At 59.3% G+C, this 15,801-nt stretch carries 15 protein-coding genes and 1 riboswitch; of the genes, 10 read left to right on the top strand and 5 right to left on the bottom strand.

The features are described from left to right. Window positions 1-4 precede the first annotated feature (4 nt). Window positions 5-1,318: a class I SAM-dependent methyltransferase gene (locus MHY24_RS08700; protein WP_204609097.1), complete on the bottom strand. Its 1,314-nt coding sequence runs from the start codon at window positions 1,316-1,318 to the stop codon at window positions 5-7. Between the two features lie 233 nt (window positions 1,319-1,551). Between MHY24_RS08700 and MHY24_RS08695 the strand changes: the two genes are divergently transcribed. From MHY24_RS08695 to MHY24_RS08680, 4 genes are all read left to right on the top strand, one after another. After that, window positions 1,552-2,895 (top strand): NAD(P)/FAD-dependent oxidoreductase, encoded by a 1,344-nt coding sequence (locus MHY24_RS08695; RefSeq protein ID WP_005324756.1) that lies wholly within the window; start codon window positions 1,552-1,554, stop codon window positions 2,893-2,895. Between the two features lie 163 nt (window positions 2,896-3,058). Next, window positions 3,059-3,156, top strand: a riboswitch (TPP riboswitch). Further along, entirely contained in the window at window positions 3,144-3,956 is an 813-nt protein-coding gene (thiM, locus tag MHY24_RS08690; protein ID WP_239229805.1) for a hydroxyethylthiazole kinase, read from the top strand. (Overlaps the previous riboswitch by 13 nt.) Continuing rightward, window positions 3,957-4,586 carry a thiamine phosphate synthase gene (gene thiE / locus MHY24_RS08685; RefSeq protein WP_239229794.1) on the top strand — a complete coding sequence of 210 codons (630 nt, stop codon included), beginning with the start codon at window positions 3,957-3,959 and terminating at the stop codon, window positions 4,584-4,586. Continuing rightward, complete coding sequence (locus tag MHY24_RS08680) at window positions 4,579-6,114, top strand: bifunctional hydroxymethylpyrimidine kinase/phosphomethylpyrimidine kinase (RefSeq protein ID WP_239229791.1); 1,536 nt, start codon at window positions 4,579-4,581, stop codon at window positions 6,112-6,114. Before thiE ends, MHY24_RS08680 begins: the two co-directional genes overlap by 8 nt. Here MHY24_RS08680 and MHY24_RS08675 read toward each other — a convergent pair. After that, window positions 6,111-6,713, bottom strand: coding sequence for a bifunctional 2-polyprenyl-6-hydroxyphenol methylase/3-demethylubiquinol 3-O-methyltransferase UbiG (locus MHY24_RS08675; protein ID WP_200436133.1), 603 nt, complete (start codon window positions 6,711-6,713; stop codon window positions 6,111-6,113). The two genes, MHY24_RS08680 and MHY24_RS08675, sit on opposite strands and share 4 nt — an antisense overlap. A gap of 108 nt (window positions 6,714-6,821) precedes the next feature. Between MHY24_RS08675 and MHY24_RS08670 the strand changes: the two genes are divergently transcribed. Then, window positions 6,822-7,895, top strand: coding sequence for a magnesium and cobalt transport protein CorA (locus tag MHY24_RS08670; RefSeq protein WP_204609105.1), 1,074 nt, complete (start codon window positions 6,822-6,824; stop codon window positions 7,893-7,895). Between the two features lie 23 nt (window positions 7,896-7,918). After that, on the top strand, window positions 7,919-9,085 hold the full coding sequence (locus MHY24_RS08665) for a trans-acting enoyl reductase family protein (protein WP_239229788.1): 1,167 nt from the start codon (window positions 7,919-7,921) through the stop codon (window positions 9,083-9,085). Here MHY24_RS08665 and MHY24_RS08660 read toward each other — a convergent pair. Next, window positions 9,082-9,528: a PaaI family thioesterase gene (locus MHY24_RS08660; protein WP_239229785.1), complete on the bottom strand. Its 447-nt coding sequence runs from the start codon at window positions 9,526-9,528 to the stop codon at window positions 9,082-9,084. The genes MHY24_RS08665 and MHY24_RS08660 overlap by 4 nt on opposite strands. A gap of 59 nt (window positions 9,529-9,587) precedes the next feature. On the opposite strand from MHY24_RS08660, the gene gndA reads away from it, so the two are divergent. From gndA to MHY24_RS08640, 4 genes are all read left to right on the top strand, one after another. After that, window positions 9,588-11,039 carry an NADP-dependent phosphogluconate dehydrogenase gene (gene gndA / locus MHY24_RS08655; protein ID WP_239229775.1) on the top strand — a complete coding sequence of 484 codons (1,452 nt, stop codon included), beginning with the start codon at window positions 9,588-9,590 and terminating at the stop codon, window positions 11,037-11,039. A 108-nt stretch (window positions 11,040-11,147) separates the two neighbouring features. Further along, window positions 11,148-12,446: a DEAD/DEAH box helicase gene (locus tag MHY24_RS08650; protein ID WP_239229772.1), complete on the top strand. Its 1,299-nt coding sequence runs from the start codon at window positions 11,148-11,150 to the stop codon at window positions 12,444-12,446. Between the two features lie 19 nt (window positions 12,447-12,465). Continuing rightward, window positions 12,466-13,314: a 3-methyladenine DNA glycosylase gene (locus MHY24_RS08645; RefSeq protein WP_239229770.1), complete on the top strand. Its 849-nt coding sequence runs from the start codon at window positions 12,466-12,468 to the stop codon at window positions 13,312-13,314. Window positions 13,315-13,354: 40 nt separating this feature from the next. Beyond that, a complete protein-coding gene (locus MHY24_RS08640; protein WP_239229768.1) occupies window positions 13,355-14,200 on the top strand; it encodes a hypothetical protein in 846 nt (281 codons plus the stop codon). Window positions 14,201-14,482: 282 nt separating this feature from the next. Here the strand turns inward: MHY24_RS08640 and MHY24_RS08635 are convergent, their stop codons facing one another. Further along, window positions 14,483-15,046, bottom strand: coding sequence for a MerR family transcriptional regulator (locus MHY24_RS08635; protein ID WP_284596884.1), 564 nt, complete (start codon window positions 15,044-15,046; stop codon window positions 14,483-14,485). A gap of 146 nt (window positions 15,047-15,192) precedes the next feature. Beyond that, window positions 15,193-15,786, bottom strand: coding sequence for a bifunctional nuclease family protein (locus tag MHY24_RS08630; RefSeq protein WP_239229766.1), 594 nt, complete (start codon window positions 15,784-15,786; stop codon window positions 15,193-15,195). Window positions 15,787-15,801: the final 15 nt, after the last annotated feature.

The following is a 15,801-nucleotide window of genomic DNA, read 5'->3' as shown; positions in this document are numbered from 1 at the left end:
CCGCCTAACGCCGGCCCCCGCGGTTGCGATGGGCCAACCCAAATTGCACCGAGTCAATCATCCCGAGCGTCATAAGGGCCTCACGGAGGGCAAATTGGAAGGTCCACAAGCGGCGGAAGACTGGGTCGAAGCCAGCGGCCGCTGCTTCCCGCAGGTGCCCATCGAAAAAGGAACGCTGCTGACGCAGGGACTCCAAGTAATGGGTGCCCACGTGTGTTTCGGACACGATGCGCAGGTTAGAGTTCTTATCTACTAGCTGGTGCATTTCCGTGGTGCGCGGATAGTCCAACCCCGGCCACACATAGGCTCGTAAGGCCTGAAGCGATGCCTTACCGGCCTCCGTCATTGACTCGGTCGCCACGATGGACTGGATTCCTGCCCGCCCATTAGGCGTCAAGAACCGGTCGACTGCGCGGATATATTCTTTGCGCTCGCTAGCGCTGAGTTGCTCTACCTTTTCTACGGTGACGATGGCGTCATAGTGCCCGTGCCACTGCTTGGGGTTCGGGACGACGCCGGGAATGCGCTCGACATGGATGGAATCGTCTGCCCCCTCTAGTACGAGGGCCTCGCGCATGTGGCTCATTTGGTCCACATCACTGGTCAAAACGTCAACCGTTGCGCGCCGCTTAGTCGCCCGCATCGCTGGCTGCATTCCGGCAGCCGGGTACACCAACAGGTGGGTTCCGGCGCCGGTACGGGTGACGTCAAGCAGCCAATCCGCCGCGCGGCGCTGCGCATCTCCCAGATCATCCCTGTCCACTCTCGTGGGCTCACTCAGCGTCGTGACATCGACGAAGTGGCTCTTCGGCTCCTTGCGGCCAGCCTTGGGGCTATAGCTTTCCACCGTTTCCCTTATGGTGGTCGGTACACCACTGGAGAAAATTCCACCGACATGGCTTAAACCATCGCCGGCATAGAGTCGAACCAATTCCAGCGGCAGCTCCCCTGGCTCCGACTTACCGGCACCCAGCATCTTGGCTTTGGGGAGGTAACCCACTCCCAATAAGCGGCCGAGGACCTTTACCAGCTGCGAGGAAGAAGTAACGGTCCACTCTCCTGCCATATAACTTTCCGCAAATCCCAGCCAACCGCTAGCGGCAATGCGCTCAAACAAGGCATCATGCCCCACCTTGAGATCTGGTCCGCCTTCGGCTTCTAGGTCTAGTTCTAGTCCGGCATCATCGCAGGCCTTGGCAAATTCTGCCTCTGCCCGGCGGGTTTTCATTCCAGGCCAACGAGGTGCGGGAACCGTAGCCACATTGGGCCAGGATTCTGCATCGATAGAGCTCAAATGCTCAGGGCGGCTAAAAGTCATAATGCCAGGTGCGCTCCTTGGTGGGCGGAGGAAGTCACTATCCGGAACAACCTTAGTCAGCTTTGTGCGCACCCCGGTTGAGGCGCTCCGGACAGCCGCGCCGGTTCTTCCCACGGAAACCGCAACGCAGCGGCGGAAGTTTATCAGTCATTAAGTATGCGCGTTCTGTTTGAAGTGTTTAGACTGTACGGGTACTAAACATTAGCTTTCTTAAGGAAGGTCGCATTAAATCCATGACTGATACCCCTTATCGCCCCAACGGTGGCCGCCACCACGTCGTCGTGGTTGGCGCCGGCTTCGGTGGTCTCAACACCGTTCAGAAGCTGAAGAACGCCGATGTGGAAATCACCCTCATCGATAAGAAGAACCACCACCTGTTCCAGCCGATGCTGTACCAGGTAGCTACCGGCATGATTTCCGCCGGTGAGGTTGCCCCTTCCACCCGCCAGCTGCTGCGCGATCAGGACAACGTCCACTTCGTCAACGCCGAGGTTACTGATATCAACCTGGCGGATCAGACGGTGACCGCCGAGCAAGACGAGTTCTCTCGCACCTATGCTTATGACTCCCTGGTTGTCGCCGCAGGTTCCGGTCAGTCCTACTTTGGCAACGACCACTTCGCTGAGTTTGCCCCGGGTATGAAGACCCTGGACGATGCCCTGGAGCTGCGCTCTCGCATCATCTCGGCGTTTGAGAAGGCAGAGCTTACCGACGACCCCGCAGAGCGCGAGCGCCTGCTTACCTTCATCATCGTTGGTGCTGGCCCAACCGGCGTTGAGCTCACCGGCCAGATTGCCGAATTGGCAAACCGTACCCTCAACGATGTCTATTCCAACTACGGCACCACCTCGGCCAAGATTTACCTGCTCGATGGCGCCCCACAGGTACTGCCGCCATTTGGCAAGCGCCTAGGCCGCAAGGCTCAGCGCACCTTGGAAAAGGAAGGCGTACAGGTTCACCTGAACGCGATGGTGACCGATGTAACCGCGGACACCGTCACCTACAAGGACATGAAGACCGAGGAGGAGACCACCCTGACGGGTGCTACCAAGATCTGGTCCGCTGGTGTGGCCGCTTCCCCACTGGGCAAGATGGTTGCAGAGCAGGCTGGCGTCGAGGCAGACCGCGCAGGTCGCGTCTCCGTCAACGAGGACCTGACCGTGGGCGAGCACAATAACGTCTACATGGTCGGTGACATGATCTCCCTCAACCGCCTGCCAGGTCTGGCACAGGTTGCAATCCAGGGTGGCGCGCACGTCGCTAAGCTCATTCAGGCCAAGGTGGACGAGGAATCTACCGCTAATGAGAAGGAAGCCTTCGACTACTTTGACAAGGGCTCCATGGCCATTGTCAAGCGCTTCAACGCCGTCGTTAAGCTGGGCAAGACTGAGTTCGGTGGCTTTGCCGGTTGGGTAGCATGGCTCGGCCTGCACCTGACCTACGTTATTGGTCTGCGCAGCCGCTTGGCCGTTCTGGTTAACTGGGCAACCAATATCCTCTCCCGCGATCGCGGCAATCTGGAGATCACCACCCAGCAGCGCATCGCACGCAATATCATTAACAAGAACGAGAAGTAATACCTCCTCGCTCGCACATCGCCGCCCCACCTGCTGCAAAAGCAGGTCCTGGGCGGCGATTTTTATTTTCCCGGACCACTGCTGCTAGCGCCGGCGATTCCCCTACTGGGGAGCCCGGACGTCGATTTTCGCACATAATTTCCGTGACCTTTGTTAGGCTGAGACACGCAACATGGGGTGCCGCACGCGGTGCGGCTGAGAAATACCCATCGAACCTGCACTCAGTTAGAACTAGCGAAGGGATAGTTGTGGATCATGCTTTTCTGCGCGCACACGACGCTGTGCGCGAGTCCACGCCGCTTATTCAATGTTTGACCAATAAGGTCGTCAGCAACGTCACCGCCAATACCCTGCTGGCAATCGGAGCTAGCCCGGCGATGGTCGATACGCCGGAGGAATCGCGCGAATTCGCGCAGGTAGCCAGCGGCGTACTCATCAATTGCGGTACGCCCAGCTCCGAGCAATACGGCGGCATGCGCGAGGCCATCGCCGGGGCGAACTCCGCCCACACCCCCTGGGTACTCGATCCGGTAGGCGCCGGCGGCCTGAGCCACCGCACCGAATTCATGCGCGAGGTGCTGCCACTTGGACCGGCCGCGATTCGCGGTAATGCATCAGAAATAATTGCCCTCGCAGGTACCGGGCAGGGCGGCCGAGGCGTCGAATCCACCGATGGCGTGGAAGCCGCCCTAGATTCGGCAGTAGCACTTTCCCGGGATACCGGAGCCGTCGTGGCCATTTCCGGCCCACGGGACCTTATCGTCCACGTCGGCGATACAACGCGCGCCGTCTACCTCGAATCTGGGCATCCGATGATCCAGAACGTCATCGGTACCGGCTGTTCGCTTGGTGCTATCTGCGCCGCATATCTGGCAGCGTGGGAGGATCCTTTCGAAGCGATCATCGCCGCCCACGCGCACGTTGGCGCGGCAGGTAGCGTGGCCGCCGAAAAACACCATGCCCCCGGCTCCTTTGCCGTTGCTTGGCTGGATGCGCTCTACGATGTCCCAACGGCGGATATTGAGGGCCTGGTCAAGCTCACTGACGTGGAGGAGGTTTAAGTGTCTATTGACTGGACGCTCTACCTGGTCACCGATCCAGACCTGGCTGGCGGGCGAGACAACGTGGTTTCCATCGTGCAGGAGGCTGTACGCGGCGGTGTAACCGTTGTCCAGCTCCGGGACAAGGAAGCTAGCGATGAACAGATCGAGCGCACCGCACGCGAATTGCTCGGCGTACTGGGCGATGTCCCGCTATTCATCAATGACCGCGTGGAGGTGGCCGCAAAACTCGGCTGCCACCTGCACATTGGGCAGGATGATATGGCTTTTCGCGAGGCCCGGGAGAAGCTAGGTGACGGACAGCTTATTGGCTTGTCCATCGGCAGTAGCGACGAGCTTGCTGCTATTGCGGACGATGCGCTCCCAGATGTCATTGGCATCGGGCCCGTACATTCGACTGCAACGAAGAAAAACGCCCCAGCCGGCATGGGTACGGCTGCGGCCGCAGCACTCGCTCACGCCGCACGCGAGCGAGGCATCGAATCCGTCGCCATCGGCGGAATCAAGACCCATAATGCGCACGAGCTGGCAGGCAGCGACTTTGCCGGAATTTGCGTAGTCAGCGACATCATGGCGGCCGAGGACCCCGCAGCAGCCGCCGCTCACCTTAAGGAGGCTTTCCATGGCTAAAGGCATCTATCCTCGAGTACTGTCCATTGCCGGTACTGATCCCACCGGCGGAGCAGGAATTCAAGCCGATCTGAAATCCATCTCTGCCGCAGGCGGCTACGGTATGAGCGTGGTGACGGCGTTGGTGGCTCAAAACACCCAGGGCGTTCGCAGCGTCCACGTACCACCGGTGGACTTTCTGCAGGAGCAGCTAGACTCCGTCATCGAGGATGTGGAGATTGATGCGGTAAAGATTGGCATGCTTGCTGACGCCGCCATTACCGCCCAGGTCGCAGACTTCCTGCGCCGCCTGCCGGACGATGTTCCCGTGGTGCTTGATCCGGTCATGGTGGCTACCAGTGGAGATCGTCTGCTGGAAAAGGAAGCAGAACAGGCCGTGCGTGATCTCTGCTCCCAGGTGGACCTCATCACCCCGAACTTAAAGGAATTGGCAGTCCTTACCCAGACGGACGAGGCGGGCTATCTTGAGCAGGCCATTGCCACGGCGAAGGAATGGGCGAAGGGTGCTGGTACCGCGGTCGTCGTCAAGGGCGGGCACCTCGATTCCGACATCGCCGATAATGCGGTGGTCAATGCGGATGGGGCTGTGCACCGCGTTGCTTCCAGCCGTGTGGACACGAAGAATACGCATGGTACTGGCTGTTCCCTTTCCTCTGCCCTAGCCACCCGCCTGGGAGCCGGCGATAGTCCCGCGGCAGCTCTAACGTGGTCCACCCAGTGGCTGCACGAGGCCATTGCCCATGCGGATGCGCTTCACGTGGGCAAGGGACACGGGCCCGTGGACCACCTGCACCGCTCGCAGCGCCTTATGCAGGCGGCCTCTACCCTTCCCCAGCCTTACCTATCCGGCAGTCTCGAGGAACCGGATAACGTCGACCAGCCCCGCGTTCCTGCGGCCGGCCCGCACACGCAACGCCTATGGAACCTAGCCGGGGATCACTGGGAGGTGATCAAGGCACTGCCCTTTATTCGGGCCTTGGGCACGGGAGCGTTGGAGAAGGATGCCTTTGGCTTCTATCTCGACCAAGATGCCCAGTACCTGAATGCTTATTCCAAGGCGCTGGCTCGCCTCGCCAGCCAAGCCCCAGAAGCGGCACAGCAGTTGCACTGGGCTGAGGGAGCGCATGATTGCTTGGCAGTGGAGGCCGAGCTGCACCGCGGCTGGCTCGAAAGCGATATCACGACCGCAGCCTCCCGGGTAACTAGCGCCTATACGGATTTCCTTATCCGTTCAACGCATACGGATGACTACGTAGTGGGCGCTGCGGCAGTACTGCCCTGCTACTGGCTATATGCAGAGGTAGGCCTCCACCTCGCAGAATTTGATTCCCCCGAACACCCCTATCACTCCTGGCTTTCCATGTACGGCGGCGAGGACTTCCTCAACGGGGTTCGCGCTAGCCTCGACATCGTCGAACAAGCCCTCGCCGGGGCGGATGAGCGCACCCGCCTGCGGGCCGAGCGCGCCTATATCACCGCCAGCCACCATGAGGTCGACTTCTTCGACCAAGCCGATAGGCGCTTTTAGGCCAGCAAGTCCGACCCAGGGCGCGAAAGAACAGCGACGAGGAAGGTGGAATGCTCCGAGAAGAGCTTCATGTCCCACGAGGAGAAAGTGAAGTCGACTCGGTAGCCCACCTTCTGCGCCATGTCGAGGAAATCCGCAAATTCCCACCCACGGCCCTCGCCAAAGCCGGTGACGAGGCGACCACCGGGCTTGAGAGAATTATAGATATTGCGCAGCGCGGGCTCGCGGCCGTCCTTGGCTAGAAAGCCCATGACATTGCCTGCGGACACGGCGATATCAAAGGGGCCTTCGGGCACCTCTTCCTCGCACAGATCTCCCACGAACCATTGCCCCTCTGGGAAGTCGTGCTCAGCGTGCTCGATGAGAATGGGGTCTACGTCGACGCCCACCACGCTGTGGCCACGGCGAAGCAGCTCGCCGCCGACGCGGCCGGTGCCACAGCCGGCGTCGAGGATGGTGGAGTTGCGCTCCACCATGGCGTCGATAAGCCGGGCCTCGCCATTGATGTCTTTACCCTGTGCGGCAAGCACCTTCCATTTGCGGGCAAAGTTATGGGAGTGCTCGGGATTAGCTTCGGTTACTTCTTTCCACGTAGGCATAGATTCGATTATATTACCCGGCTTCGGTGTAAGATTTACCCGCTGCGTAAAATCGCTGCCTGCCCATTGGGAAAATACCCGCACTACCGCGCAAAGGAGGCTGAAAAGATGCCATCCGTACCTTCACCCTTTAGGGGCCGCAAGAAATCCGAGCCTCCTAGTAAGCCTACTTCCCTGCCGGTACCACCGGAGCGCGCCATCGAACATTGCCGCGTCTTTGTGGATGGCGAGGCGCTTCCCGGGGAGTATTCCACCAGCTCCGCGCTGGAAGCCATAGAGGAATACGGCCGCGGATTTATTTGGGTGGGCCTCCATGAGCCCTACGAGTCCCAAATGACCAAAGTGGCTTCCCAGTTTGGCATCCATGAACTTATCGTGGAAGACGTCGTTATGGCCCACCAGCGCCCCAAGCTCGAGCGCTACGATGATCAGCTCTTCGTGGTCGCGCGTTCCGTAAACTACCGCGATCATGATGAGGTCACGGATAAGCGCCAGATCATTTCCACCGGTGAGATCCAGATGATCATGGGCTCCAACTTCATCATCACCGTCCGCCACGGCGCAAAGCTGCCCAACCTGGCTTATACGGTAGAAGATGAGCAGGACTTGGTCGAGCTTGGCCCGGTGGCCATGGCCTGGAAGATCCTGGATATGATGGTGGACCGCTACTCGGAGATTTCCCGCCTTATCAGCATCGAAGTCGATGAGCTGGAAGAAGAAATCTTCACCCCGAGCCTCAAGTTTGATGTGGACCGCATCTACATGTTCAAGCGCGAGGTGCTAGAGATGAAGCATGCCATTGACCCGCTCTCAGTGGCGCTGAAGTCCATGGTTTCTGACCACAAGGATTTAATTTCCAAACAATTGCGCTCCTACCTGCGCGACGTCAACGACCATGAGCTAGTGGTCAAGGACCAGGTCTCCAGCTTCGATGAGCGTCTTACCTCGCTTATCGACGCCTCGGTAGCCAAGGTAACGATGCAACAGAACTCCGACATGCGCACCATTTCCGCGGTCGTTGGCATGTGGGCCGCACCCACCCTGGTGGCGGGTATCTACGGTATGAACTTCGACATCATGCCGGAGCTGCACTGGGCGTTGGGCTACCCCATGGCGATTATCATTATGATCTTGGTCGTTGTGGGCCTGTGGGCTTGGTTCCGAAAGAACCACTGGCTCTAATCCCTCCGGTACGCTCGTGCACTATGAGCGATATCACTGTTTACGGCGCTACCGGGCTGGTCGGCCAGTTGGTGGCGCGCTACCTTGCCTCGATTAACGCGCCCTCTGTGACTTTGGCCGGCCGGAACCGACCGGTGCTAGCCGCGCTGCGCGATGAACTCAATCCGCACTGGGACATCGCCATCGCCGCCGCCGATGATGCCGACGCTGTGGAGCGCATGGTGGAAGGCACCAAGGTGCTAATCACCGTGGTCGGCCCCTACAGCCGGTATGGCAGCCACGTCGTAGCCGCTTGCGCGCGCCATGGCGTGGACTATGTTGACCTCTGTGGTGAGGTTCCCTTTATTCGCCGGAGCATCGATTCCCACCACGCCACTGCCCAATCCACGGGTGCGCGCATCGTTCACTCCTGCGGCTTTGATTCCGTCCCCTCGGATATTGGCATGCTCAATCTCTACCAGGCGGCAGAAAAGCCGTTTGAACAGGTGCAGATGGTCGTCGACAAGCTCAAAGGCGGAATCTCGCCAGGCACCATCGAGTCTTCCCTGCAGGTCTCGCATGCCGCGCACGCGGATAAAGAGGTAGCCCGCAACCTGCACAATCCTTACTCGCTGGACCCGGACCCCAAGGCCGGTCCACGCTTAGACGGCCTCCAGAATGACTTCGAAATCAAAGAAGTCGACGGCGTGGGCTGGGTAGGACCATTTTTCATGTCCATGTTCAATACCCGCGTGGTGCGCCGCTCTAACGCTCTGCTGGGGCGCGCGTGGGGAGCACGCCTGTTCTACAAGGAAGCATGGTGGGCAGGCGCCGGTCTTCCCGGTCGCGCCCGCGCCTATGGGCTGGCGCTCGCCACCAAGATACTTTTCGATGGCACCCAATCGCGCCTGCGCCCGCTGGTGGAAAAGATCCTGCCCAAACCCGGGCCGCAGGGCGCGCATTTCCAGGTCAGCCACCACGGCATTACCGAAGATGGCGAACGCTGGCGAGCAACTGTGTCGGCACAAGGCGACCCGGGCTACGAAGTCACCGCGATGATGCTGAGCCAGGCGGCGCTCTGCTTGCTCGATTCGCGCTCTAATGCCGGCCGTGCAGGCGGCGTACTCACCCCGGCCACCGCACTTGGAAAGCCCTATCTTGAGCGGCTTTCCGCCCACGGCATGTCTTTTACCGCCGCTCGTGTGAACTAGCGCAGAATCATAGTGCGCAAGGTGGTGCGGGCGATAAGCTCGCGGCCTTGCCGCATCTCGACGCTCCACACGTGGGTGCGGCCGCCGAGCTGCACTGGCGTAGCCACGGCTTCTAACTCGCCCTCTCCTGTGGAGCGAATGAAGTCGCTGGAGTTATTAACGCCGACTGCGGGGGCGTCGGCAGCCGCCACGCTGGCAATGGAGGCCACGGTTTCTGCGATGGAGCAATACAACCCGCCGTTGGCTACTCCCCAGGGTTGGTGATGCTCCGGCAGCACCTGCAGTTTCGCACGGGCCTCGCGCGGGCCCACGTGGGTGAACTGCAGTCCTAGCAGTTCCGCAAGGCCGCCGTTTAAGGCATTGAGAGACTCCAGTTCTTCTGCGTTGAGCACTCGCGTATGCGCTAGGTGGAGCAAGTCATCGAGTTTCTGCGTATCCGACATAGTCCACCAGCCTAGCCATTGATGCCAGCCTCGCATCCTAGTGACGTAGGATAGGCAGCATGACTGATAAGAATGAACTTGCTCAGATTGGCGTCGTGGGATTGGCGGTCATGGGCTCTAATTTGGCCCGTAACTTTGCCCGCAACGGCAATACCGTAGCGGTGTATAACCGCAGCCCTGAAAAGACTCATGCACTCATTGAGGCCCACGGCGAGGAAGGCAACTTCGTACCTTCGGAAACCATCGAGGACTTTGTGGCTTCCTTGGAGCGCCCGCGCAAGGCAATCATTATGGTCAAGGCTGGCAAGGCCACCGATGCCGTCATCGATCAGCTGGCCGAGGTCATGGATGATGGCGATATCATCATCGACGGCGGCAATGCCTTGTTCACTGACACCATTCGCCGCGAGAAGGACGTAGCCGCCCGCGGCAAGCACTTCGTCGGTGCCGGAATCTCCGGTGGCGAGGAGGGCGCACTCAATGGTCCGGCCATCATGCTCGGCGGCCCCAAGGAGTCGTGGGAAACCCTCGGCCCGATTCTTGAGTCCATCGCTGCGAATGTGGACGGCACTCCGTGTGTAACCCACATTGGCCCGGACGGCGCCGGCCACTTTGTCAAGATGGTCCACAATGGCATCGAGTATGCCGATATGCAGGTCATCGGCGAGGCTTATCAGCTGCTGCGCTATGGCGCAGGCATGGAGCCGGCCGAGATCGCAGAGGTATTCCGCGAATGGAATTCCGGCGACCTTGATTCCTACCTCATTGAAATCACCGCCGAGGTTCTGGCCCAAAAGGATCCGGAGACTGGCGCCCCGCTGGTCGACATCATCGTGGACGCCGCCGGCCAGAAGGGCACCGGCCGCTGGACTGCCATCAATGGATTGGAACTCGGCGTTCCGATTACCGGTATTGTCGAATCCGTCTTCGCCCGCGCGCTGTCCTCCTCCACCGCGCAGCGCAACGCTGCGCAAGAAGGCCAGCTTCCCGCCGGCACCATCAAGGCGCTCGACGTGGACAAGGCCGAGTTCATCGAGGATGTGCGCCGCGCGCTTTATGCCGCCAAGCTCATTGCCTACTCCCAGGGCTTTGACGAGATTAAGGCTGGGTCTGAAGAATTCGGCTGGGACGTTGACCCGCGCGATCTAGCAACCATCTGGCGCGGCGGCTGCATCATCCGCGCCAAGTTCCTGGATCGCATCCGAGCAGCCTATGACAATAATGCGGACCTGCCCGCCCTCATCCTCGATCCTTACTTCAAGGGCGAGCTGGAAGACCTCATCGACCCTTGGCGCCGCGTGGTAGTCGCCGCTACCCAGCTGGGCCTTCCGGCACCGGTCTTTGCCTCGTCCCTCTCCTACTACGACAGCCTGCGTGCCGAGCGCCTGCCGGCCGCTCTCATTCAGGGCCAGCGCGATTTCTTCGGTGCCCACACCTTCAAGCGCACCGACAAGCCGGGCACCTTCCACATTGAGTGGTCCGGTGACCGCAGCCTGACCCAGACCGACTAGATTCCCAGTGACGTGATCAGGGGCCCTTCGGGCCCCTTTCACTTTTCCAGGCACGTCATTCTCGTCGAATGCGGCGATCCGCCACGCTGCCGATAGGATGGGAAAGCGATGACTACCTTTGCCGATCTCGGCCTTCCCCAGCGCCTGGTGCACGTCCTGCACAACCAAGGCATTACTGAACCGTTTCCTATTCAAAAAGCCGCGATTCCCGACGCCCTCGCAGGCAAAGACGTACTCGGCCGTGGCCCTACCGGGTCGGGCAAGACCTATACCTTTGGCTTGCCCATGCTCGCCCGCCTTGCCGGAACCGGTGCGTCCAAGCCTGCTCATCCCCGTGCGCTCATCCTCGCCCCCACCCGCGAGTTAGCTACTCAGATTCACCAGCGCCTTGATGAACCTGCGGCAACGCTGGGCTTAAGAGTGCTCGCTGTCGTGGGCGGGGTAAATATCAATCACCATATTCGCTCCCTCGCCCGGCCCGTTGATGTCCTTGTCGCTACCCCTGGCCGTGCCCAGGACTTGATTGACCAGGGCAAGCTGCATTTGGATGCGGTCCAGATCACTGCGCTGGATGAAGCCGACCAGATGGCTGATATGGGCTTTTTACCCCAGGTACGCAAGCTGCTGCGCCTAACTCCGGCGCAAGGCCAGCGCTTGCTGTTTTCGGCGACGCTTGACGGTGACGTCAACAAGCTGGTGGAGCAATTCCTCCACGAACCGGTGGTCCACTCCACTGCCCCGGTGCAAGCTGCAGTGGATTCCATGTCCCATCACCTCTTTTTCGTTGGCGAGCGTCCCGCCCGCAACGAGGTGGTGCTGCGCATCGCTGCCCGCCAAGGCAAAACCATCATGTTCATGCGCACCAAGCACGGCGTAGACAGGCAGGTCAAGAAATTGCGTCGCTCCGGCATCAACGCTTATCCATTGCATGGCGATAAAGGCCAAGGCGCGCGTACCCGCGCAATCGAAGGATTCGCCGATGGCAGCATTCCAGTCTTGGTCGCCACCGATATTGCCGCCCGCGGCATCGATATTGCGGACGTTTCACTCGTCGTTCACGTCGATCCGCCCGCGGAGCACAAAGCCTATCTCCATCGCGCCGGCCGCACGGCACGCGGCGGTGCTGCGGGTACCGTGATCACTTTGGTCATGGATGAACAACGCAAAGAAGTAGCCGCTTTAATTAAGAAAGCCGGGGTCACGGCTACGGAGCACGATATTTCTCACCGTGAAAATCCTGCGGGTGCACCGATACTTAAGGAGATTACAGGCGCTCGCAAACCCAATGGCCCTGCCCTTCCCCCACCCGGGCAGGACTCGCCCCAGAAACCGGCGAAATCTGTCAAGAAGTCCAACTCTCAACGCCGCCGCTCGGGTGGCAAAGTCGCCCGCCGCCGACGCCGTTAAGTCAAGGAGGTAAACGCTCATGCGCATCTTGAGCCCTGAGGAATGGAGTGCTCAACAGCATGAACACGAAAAGCAAGCCACCGACCGCTTGGAGCGCTTCCGACATCCTGGCAGCTACCACCCTGTTTTCGATTTTCTCTTTGAGTACTACCCCGTACGCCCTTCTCACCTAAAGCGCTGGCACCCAGGTGTAGGAACTGCGCTAACGGGCACTCCTCCGCACGCTGAATGGCGGGATTACCACGCCACCTCAGACGGCATCACCGTCGACATCGGCAGCTTTCTAGAGCGTCGTGGTGACTCGGTTCGGTATATTTCTAATCTGCTTCGGCGTTCCGCTACCAATCCGGCCCACTTTGACTGCTTCGGTCTGCATGAATGGGCAATGGTCTACCACACGGATTCCCCGCGCCATTCGCTGCCCTTGCGGCTTGGTGCGGACGGGACCAATCGGGTTGTCGATGAGCACTCAATTAAGTGTTCTCACTATGATGCCTTTCGGTTCTTTACCCCTCCCGCTCGGCCTCTTAACCTCACTGTCCTGCATCGTGAGGATCAGCCCAACAATGACCAGGCAGGCTGCGTACACGTCACAATGGATTTATATAAGTGGGCCTGGAAGCTGGGACCACTGGTTCCAGGCGAACTTTTCCTTGAGTGCCTGGATCTCGCGATTGAAGCGCGCATCCTTGACATGGAGGCGTCCCCTTATGACTGCCGTGATTGGGGACTTGGCGTCGTGCCCATCGAAACACCTGAGGGCAAGGCCGAATACGTCTCGAGGCAAAGAACGCTGGCGCACAAAGCTGAACCACTGCGAGAACGGCTTGTCGCTGTGATAGATCAGGCACTTGCCCCGCTAGAATGAGCCATTAACAACGGCAGTTTGCTTGGGAGGAAGACACCACATGGCACGGCATTCAAACGGGAAAAATAGCTTCGCAGTAGCGGGATGGGTTATTGCGGTGGCTATTATCACGCTGCTGGCCATAATCGCCCTGGTGGCCTTCCTTTTGCGCGGCGCGGGCAACGACGACGGCGAAGACTCCGCCGCACCCGCCGCAGTGGAAGGCAGCACCGAGGCTGCACCGGAAACCAGCACGGCAGCTGCTTCCAGTGCTTCCAAGTCCGCTGCGCCTACGAGCTCTTCTTCCCCGAAGAGCTCCGCTCCAGCGACGAGTTCCGCAGCAGCTCCCAAGCCCGATGTGACGATGGCGGCAAATACGCTCCTGCTCTTGGATACCTCTACGGCCATGGCGCCGATGTACGGCCCTGTATCCAAAGCCTTGGGCACCACTGCTTCTGACCTAGCCGCTGACGGCGGAGCAGTTTCTTTGTGGAACTACTCCTCTCCTATCTCCGAGACCGCCACGGTAGGGTTCCGACAAAACCTGGGCTTTGGCGATGGCAACGCTGTATCCGGCACGCTCAGTGGCTTTGGAACTGGCGGTGTTCCGCAAACGCGCAGCGCCGTGGTAGCGGCAGTAGCCAATGCCGCCGACCAAGCTGCAGGCAGCGGCGATAAGGCGCGCGTGCTTGTCGTAACTACCGGCACCGAGCAAGACATGGATGATGCTCAATTCACGTCCGCTCTTAAAGACGCCACCTCTAAGGACGTTTCTCTCAGCGTCGTCCATGTCGGTGAAGGCAGTGTCGATGCCGCACTGAAGTCCGCGGCTGATAGCTTCACCTCCGTTGACTCAGCCGATGAGACCCAGCTTTCGGGAGCAATCAACAAGGCCGCCGGCATTTAACGAGCAACCCATTTTCCCGGCACCGTACGAAGTTTCGTGCGGTGCTTTGATTTTTTGCCCTCAAAAAGACTAGAGCTCTCATACACAGCCCGCCCACGGGCACTTCACCCGATTTAAGCTCAAGGCCGGCACGCGCTCTAAGGCAGGCCTCGACCTCGATCCCGCGAGCCACACAGCGCGGAAAAGGACTGTCTTGCATTGTTGTCTCAAGACGATAGAGATCAAAAACCCACCCTTCTTCCCCGTGAGCTGGGAAGGAGGGTGGATTCTGTGTGGACGAGCTTAGGAGCTCTTGCGCTTGCGGCGAGCAGCCAACTCATCGAGGCCGACCACGTTGTCCTCGGCGAAGTCTTCGATGCGCTCCGAAGGGAAGGAAGAAATGGTGCCGGACAGTTCCTTCAAGATACCCGGAACTGCAATACCGAAGACGCCTTGGCCGCCGGCGAGCAAGTCAATGACCTCATCGTTTGAACGGCATTCATAAACGGTAGTGCCGTCGGATACGAGGGTCAGCTCTGCTAGGTCATTCACACCCCGATCCCGTAGGGACTCAACTGCCAAACGGATATTTTGCAGAGAGATGCCGGTATCCAACAGGCGCTTCACAATCTTGAGCACCAGTACATCCTTAAAGGAGTACAGGCGCTGGGAGCCGGAGCCGCGTGCCGTGCGGATGGAAGGGTTGACCAGGTTGGTGCGTGCCCAATAGTCAAGCTGGCGGTAGGTGATGCCGGCAACTTGGCAAGCGATGGGAACTCGGTAGCCCACCTCTTCGTCGGGTCCGACGTCAAAAAGCGATTCCTGTACGTAGGTCGATTCGGACTGGGGGTCCTCGTTAATGCTCACGTAATTACTCCAATGGGGTTTGTTGGAAGTTCTAAAGATCAATTAAAAGCCAAGCGCATACGCCCGTCAAGCGCTGCTTGCTCAACTGTCAAGTACAACTTTAGACTTCTCAAACCCCATTGTCACCATTAGTCACACGCGTGTCATTAACTTTTTTCGTCGTCATCCCCCGAAAGGAAATCCTTTTCCTCCATGCCCAAAGACCTCATCATGGCTTCAAAATCAGCATCTGCCTGCGCATTTCCCGATGCAGAGGTCGAGGAATCTTTGTTTTCTCTGGTCTGCACATCATCGCCGGCGCCGGGGGTGGAAATTTCCAGGTCGAAGTACTCTTTCACGTCCGCATCGCTGGCATATACGGATACCTGGGCAAGAAGTTCCGCCTCGGCTGAAATAGGGACGTTGAAATATGCGGATACGGCAAGTGCGTCACTTAACCGAGAGTCATAAACCTCGCCGTTCGGAGCCTTAATGTCTACCATGAAGGTTCCCTGGTGGTAGTTGGCAATTTCAATGGCCTCTACCCCGCCAGTGCCCTCTAGTACCTCGCAGATAAGATCGTGCGAGGTGGGACGGTTTGGCTGGTGTCCGTCCAAGACTGCGGCCAGTTGCATACCCTCGATGGGAGAAATCCACACGGGTATCAAGCGGTTTTCTTCGGGCCAGCGCAGCAAAGCGCACACATCGTCTTCGGGACCGACCTGGTGGATACCGTGGAACTCTAGGGATACATCACTCATAGCTACCACTCTCCC

Origin of the sequence: Corynebacterium sp. ACRPQ (assembly GCF_022347225.1) — a bacterium.
GTDB lineage: Bacteria > Actinomycetota > Actinomycetes > Mycobacteriales > Mycobacteriaceae > Corynebacterium > Corynebacterium tuberculostearicum_D.
The sequence above is the reverse complement of the archived record's forward strand: the minus strand, read 5'-3'. Positions and strand labels throughout refer to the sequence as shown.

What these genes read in the sequence shown, in the direction of transcription:
- MHY24_RS08700 (WP_204609097.1), bottom strand. Translation starts at nt 1,318, where the DNA reads ATGACTTTTAGCCGCCCTGAGCATTTGAGCTCTATCGATGCAGAATCC.
- MHY24_RS08695 (WP_005324756.1), top strand. Translation starts at nt 1,552, where the DNA reads ATGACTGATACCCCTTATCGCCCCAACGGTGGCCGCCACCACGTCGTC.
- MHY24_RS08680 (WP_239229791.1), top strand. Translation starts at nt 4,579, where the DNA reads ATGGCTAAAGGCATCTATCCTCGAGTACTGTCCATTGCCGGTACTGAT.
- MHY24_RS08675 (WP_200436133.1), bottom strand. Translation starts at nt 6,713, where the DNA reads ATGCCTACGTGGAAAGAAGTAACCGAAGCTAATCCCGAGCACTCCCAT.
- MHY24_RS08670 (WP_204609105.1), top strand. Translation starts at nt 6,822, where the DNA reads ATGCCATCCGTACCTTCACCCTTTAGGGGCCGCAAGAAATCCGAGCCT.
- MHY24_RS08665 (WP_239229788.1), top strand. Translation starts at nt 7,919, where the DNA reads ATGAGCGATATCACTGTTTACGGCGCTACCGGGCTGGTCGGCCAGTTG.
- MHY24_RS08660 (WP_239229785.1), bottom strand. Translation starts at nt 9,528, where the DNA reads ATGTCGGATACGCAGAAACTCGATGACTTGCTCCACCTAGCGCATACG.
- gndA (WP_239229775.1), top strand. Translation starts at nt 9,588, where the DNA reads ATGACTGATAAGAATGAACTTGCTCAGATTGGCGTCGTGGGATTGGCG.
- MHY24_RS08650 (WP_239229772.1), top strand. Translation starts at nt 11,148, where the DNA reads ATGACTACCTTTGCCGATCTCGGCCTTCCCCAGCGCCTGGTGCACGTC.
- MHY24_RS08645 (WP_239229770.1), top strand. Translation starts at nt 12,466, where the DNA reads ATGCGCATCTTGAGCCCTGAGGAATGGAGTGCTCAACAGCATGAACAC.
- MHY24_RS08640 (WP_239229768.1), top strand. Translation starts at nt 13,355, where the DNA reads ATGGCACGGCATTCAAACGGGAAAAATAGCTTCGCAGTAGCGGGATGG.
- MHY24_RS08630 (WP_239229766.1), bottom strand. Translation starts at nt 15,786, where the DNA reads ATGAGTGATGTATCCCTAGAGTTCCACGGTATCCACCAGGTCGGTCCC.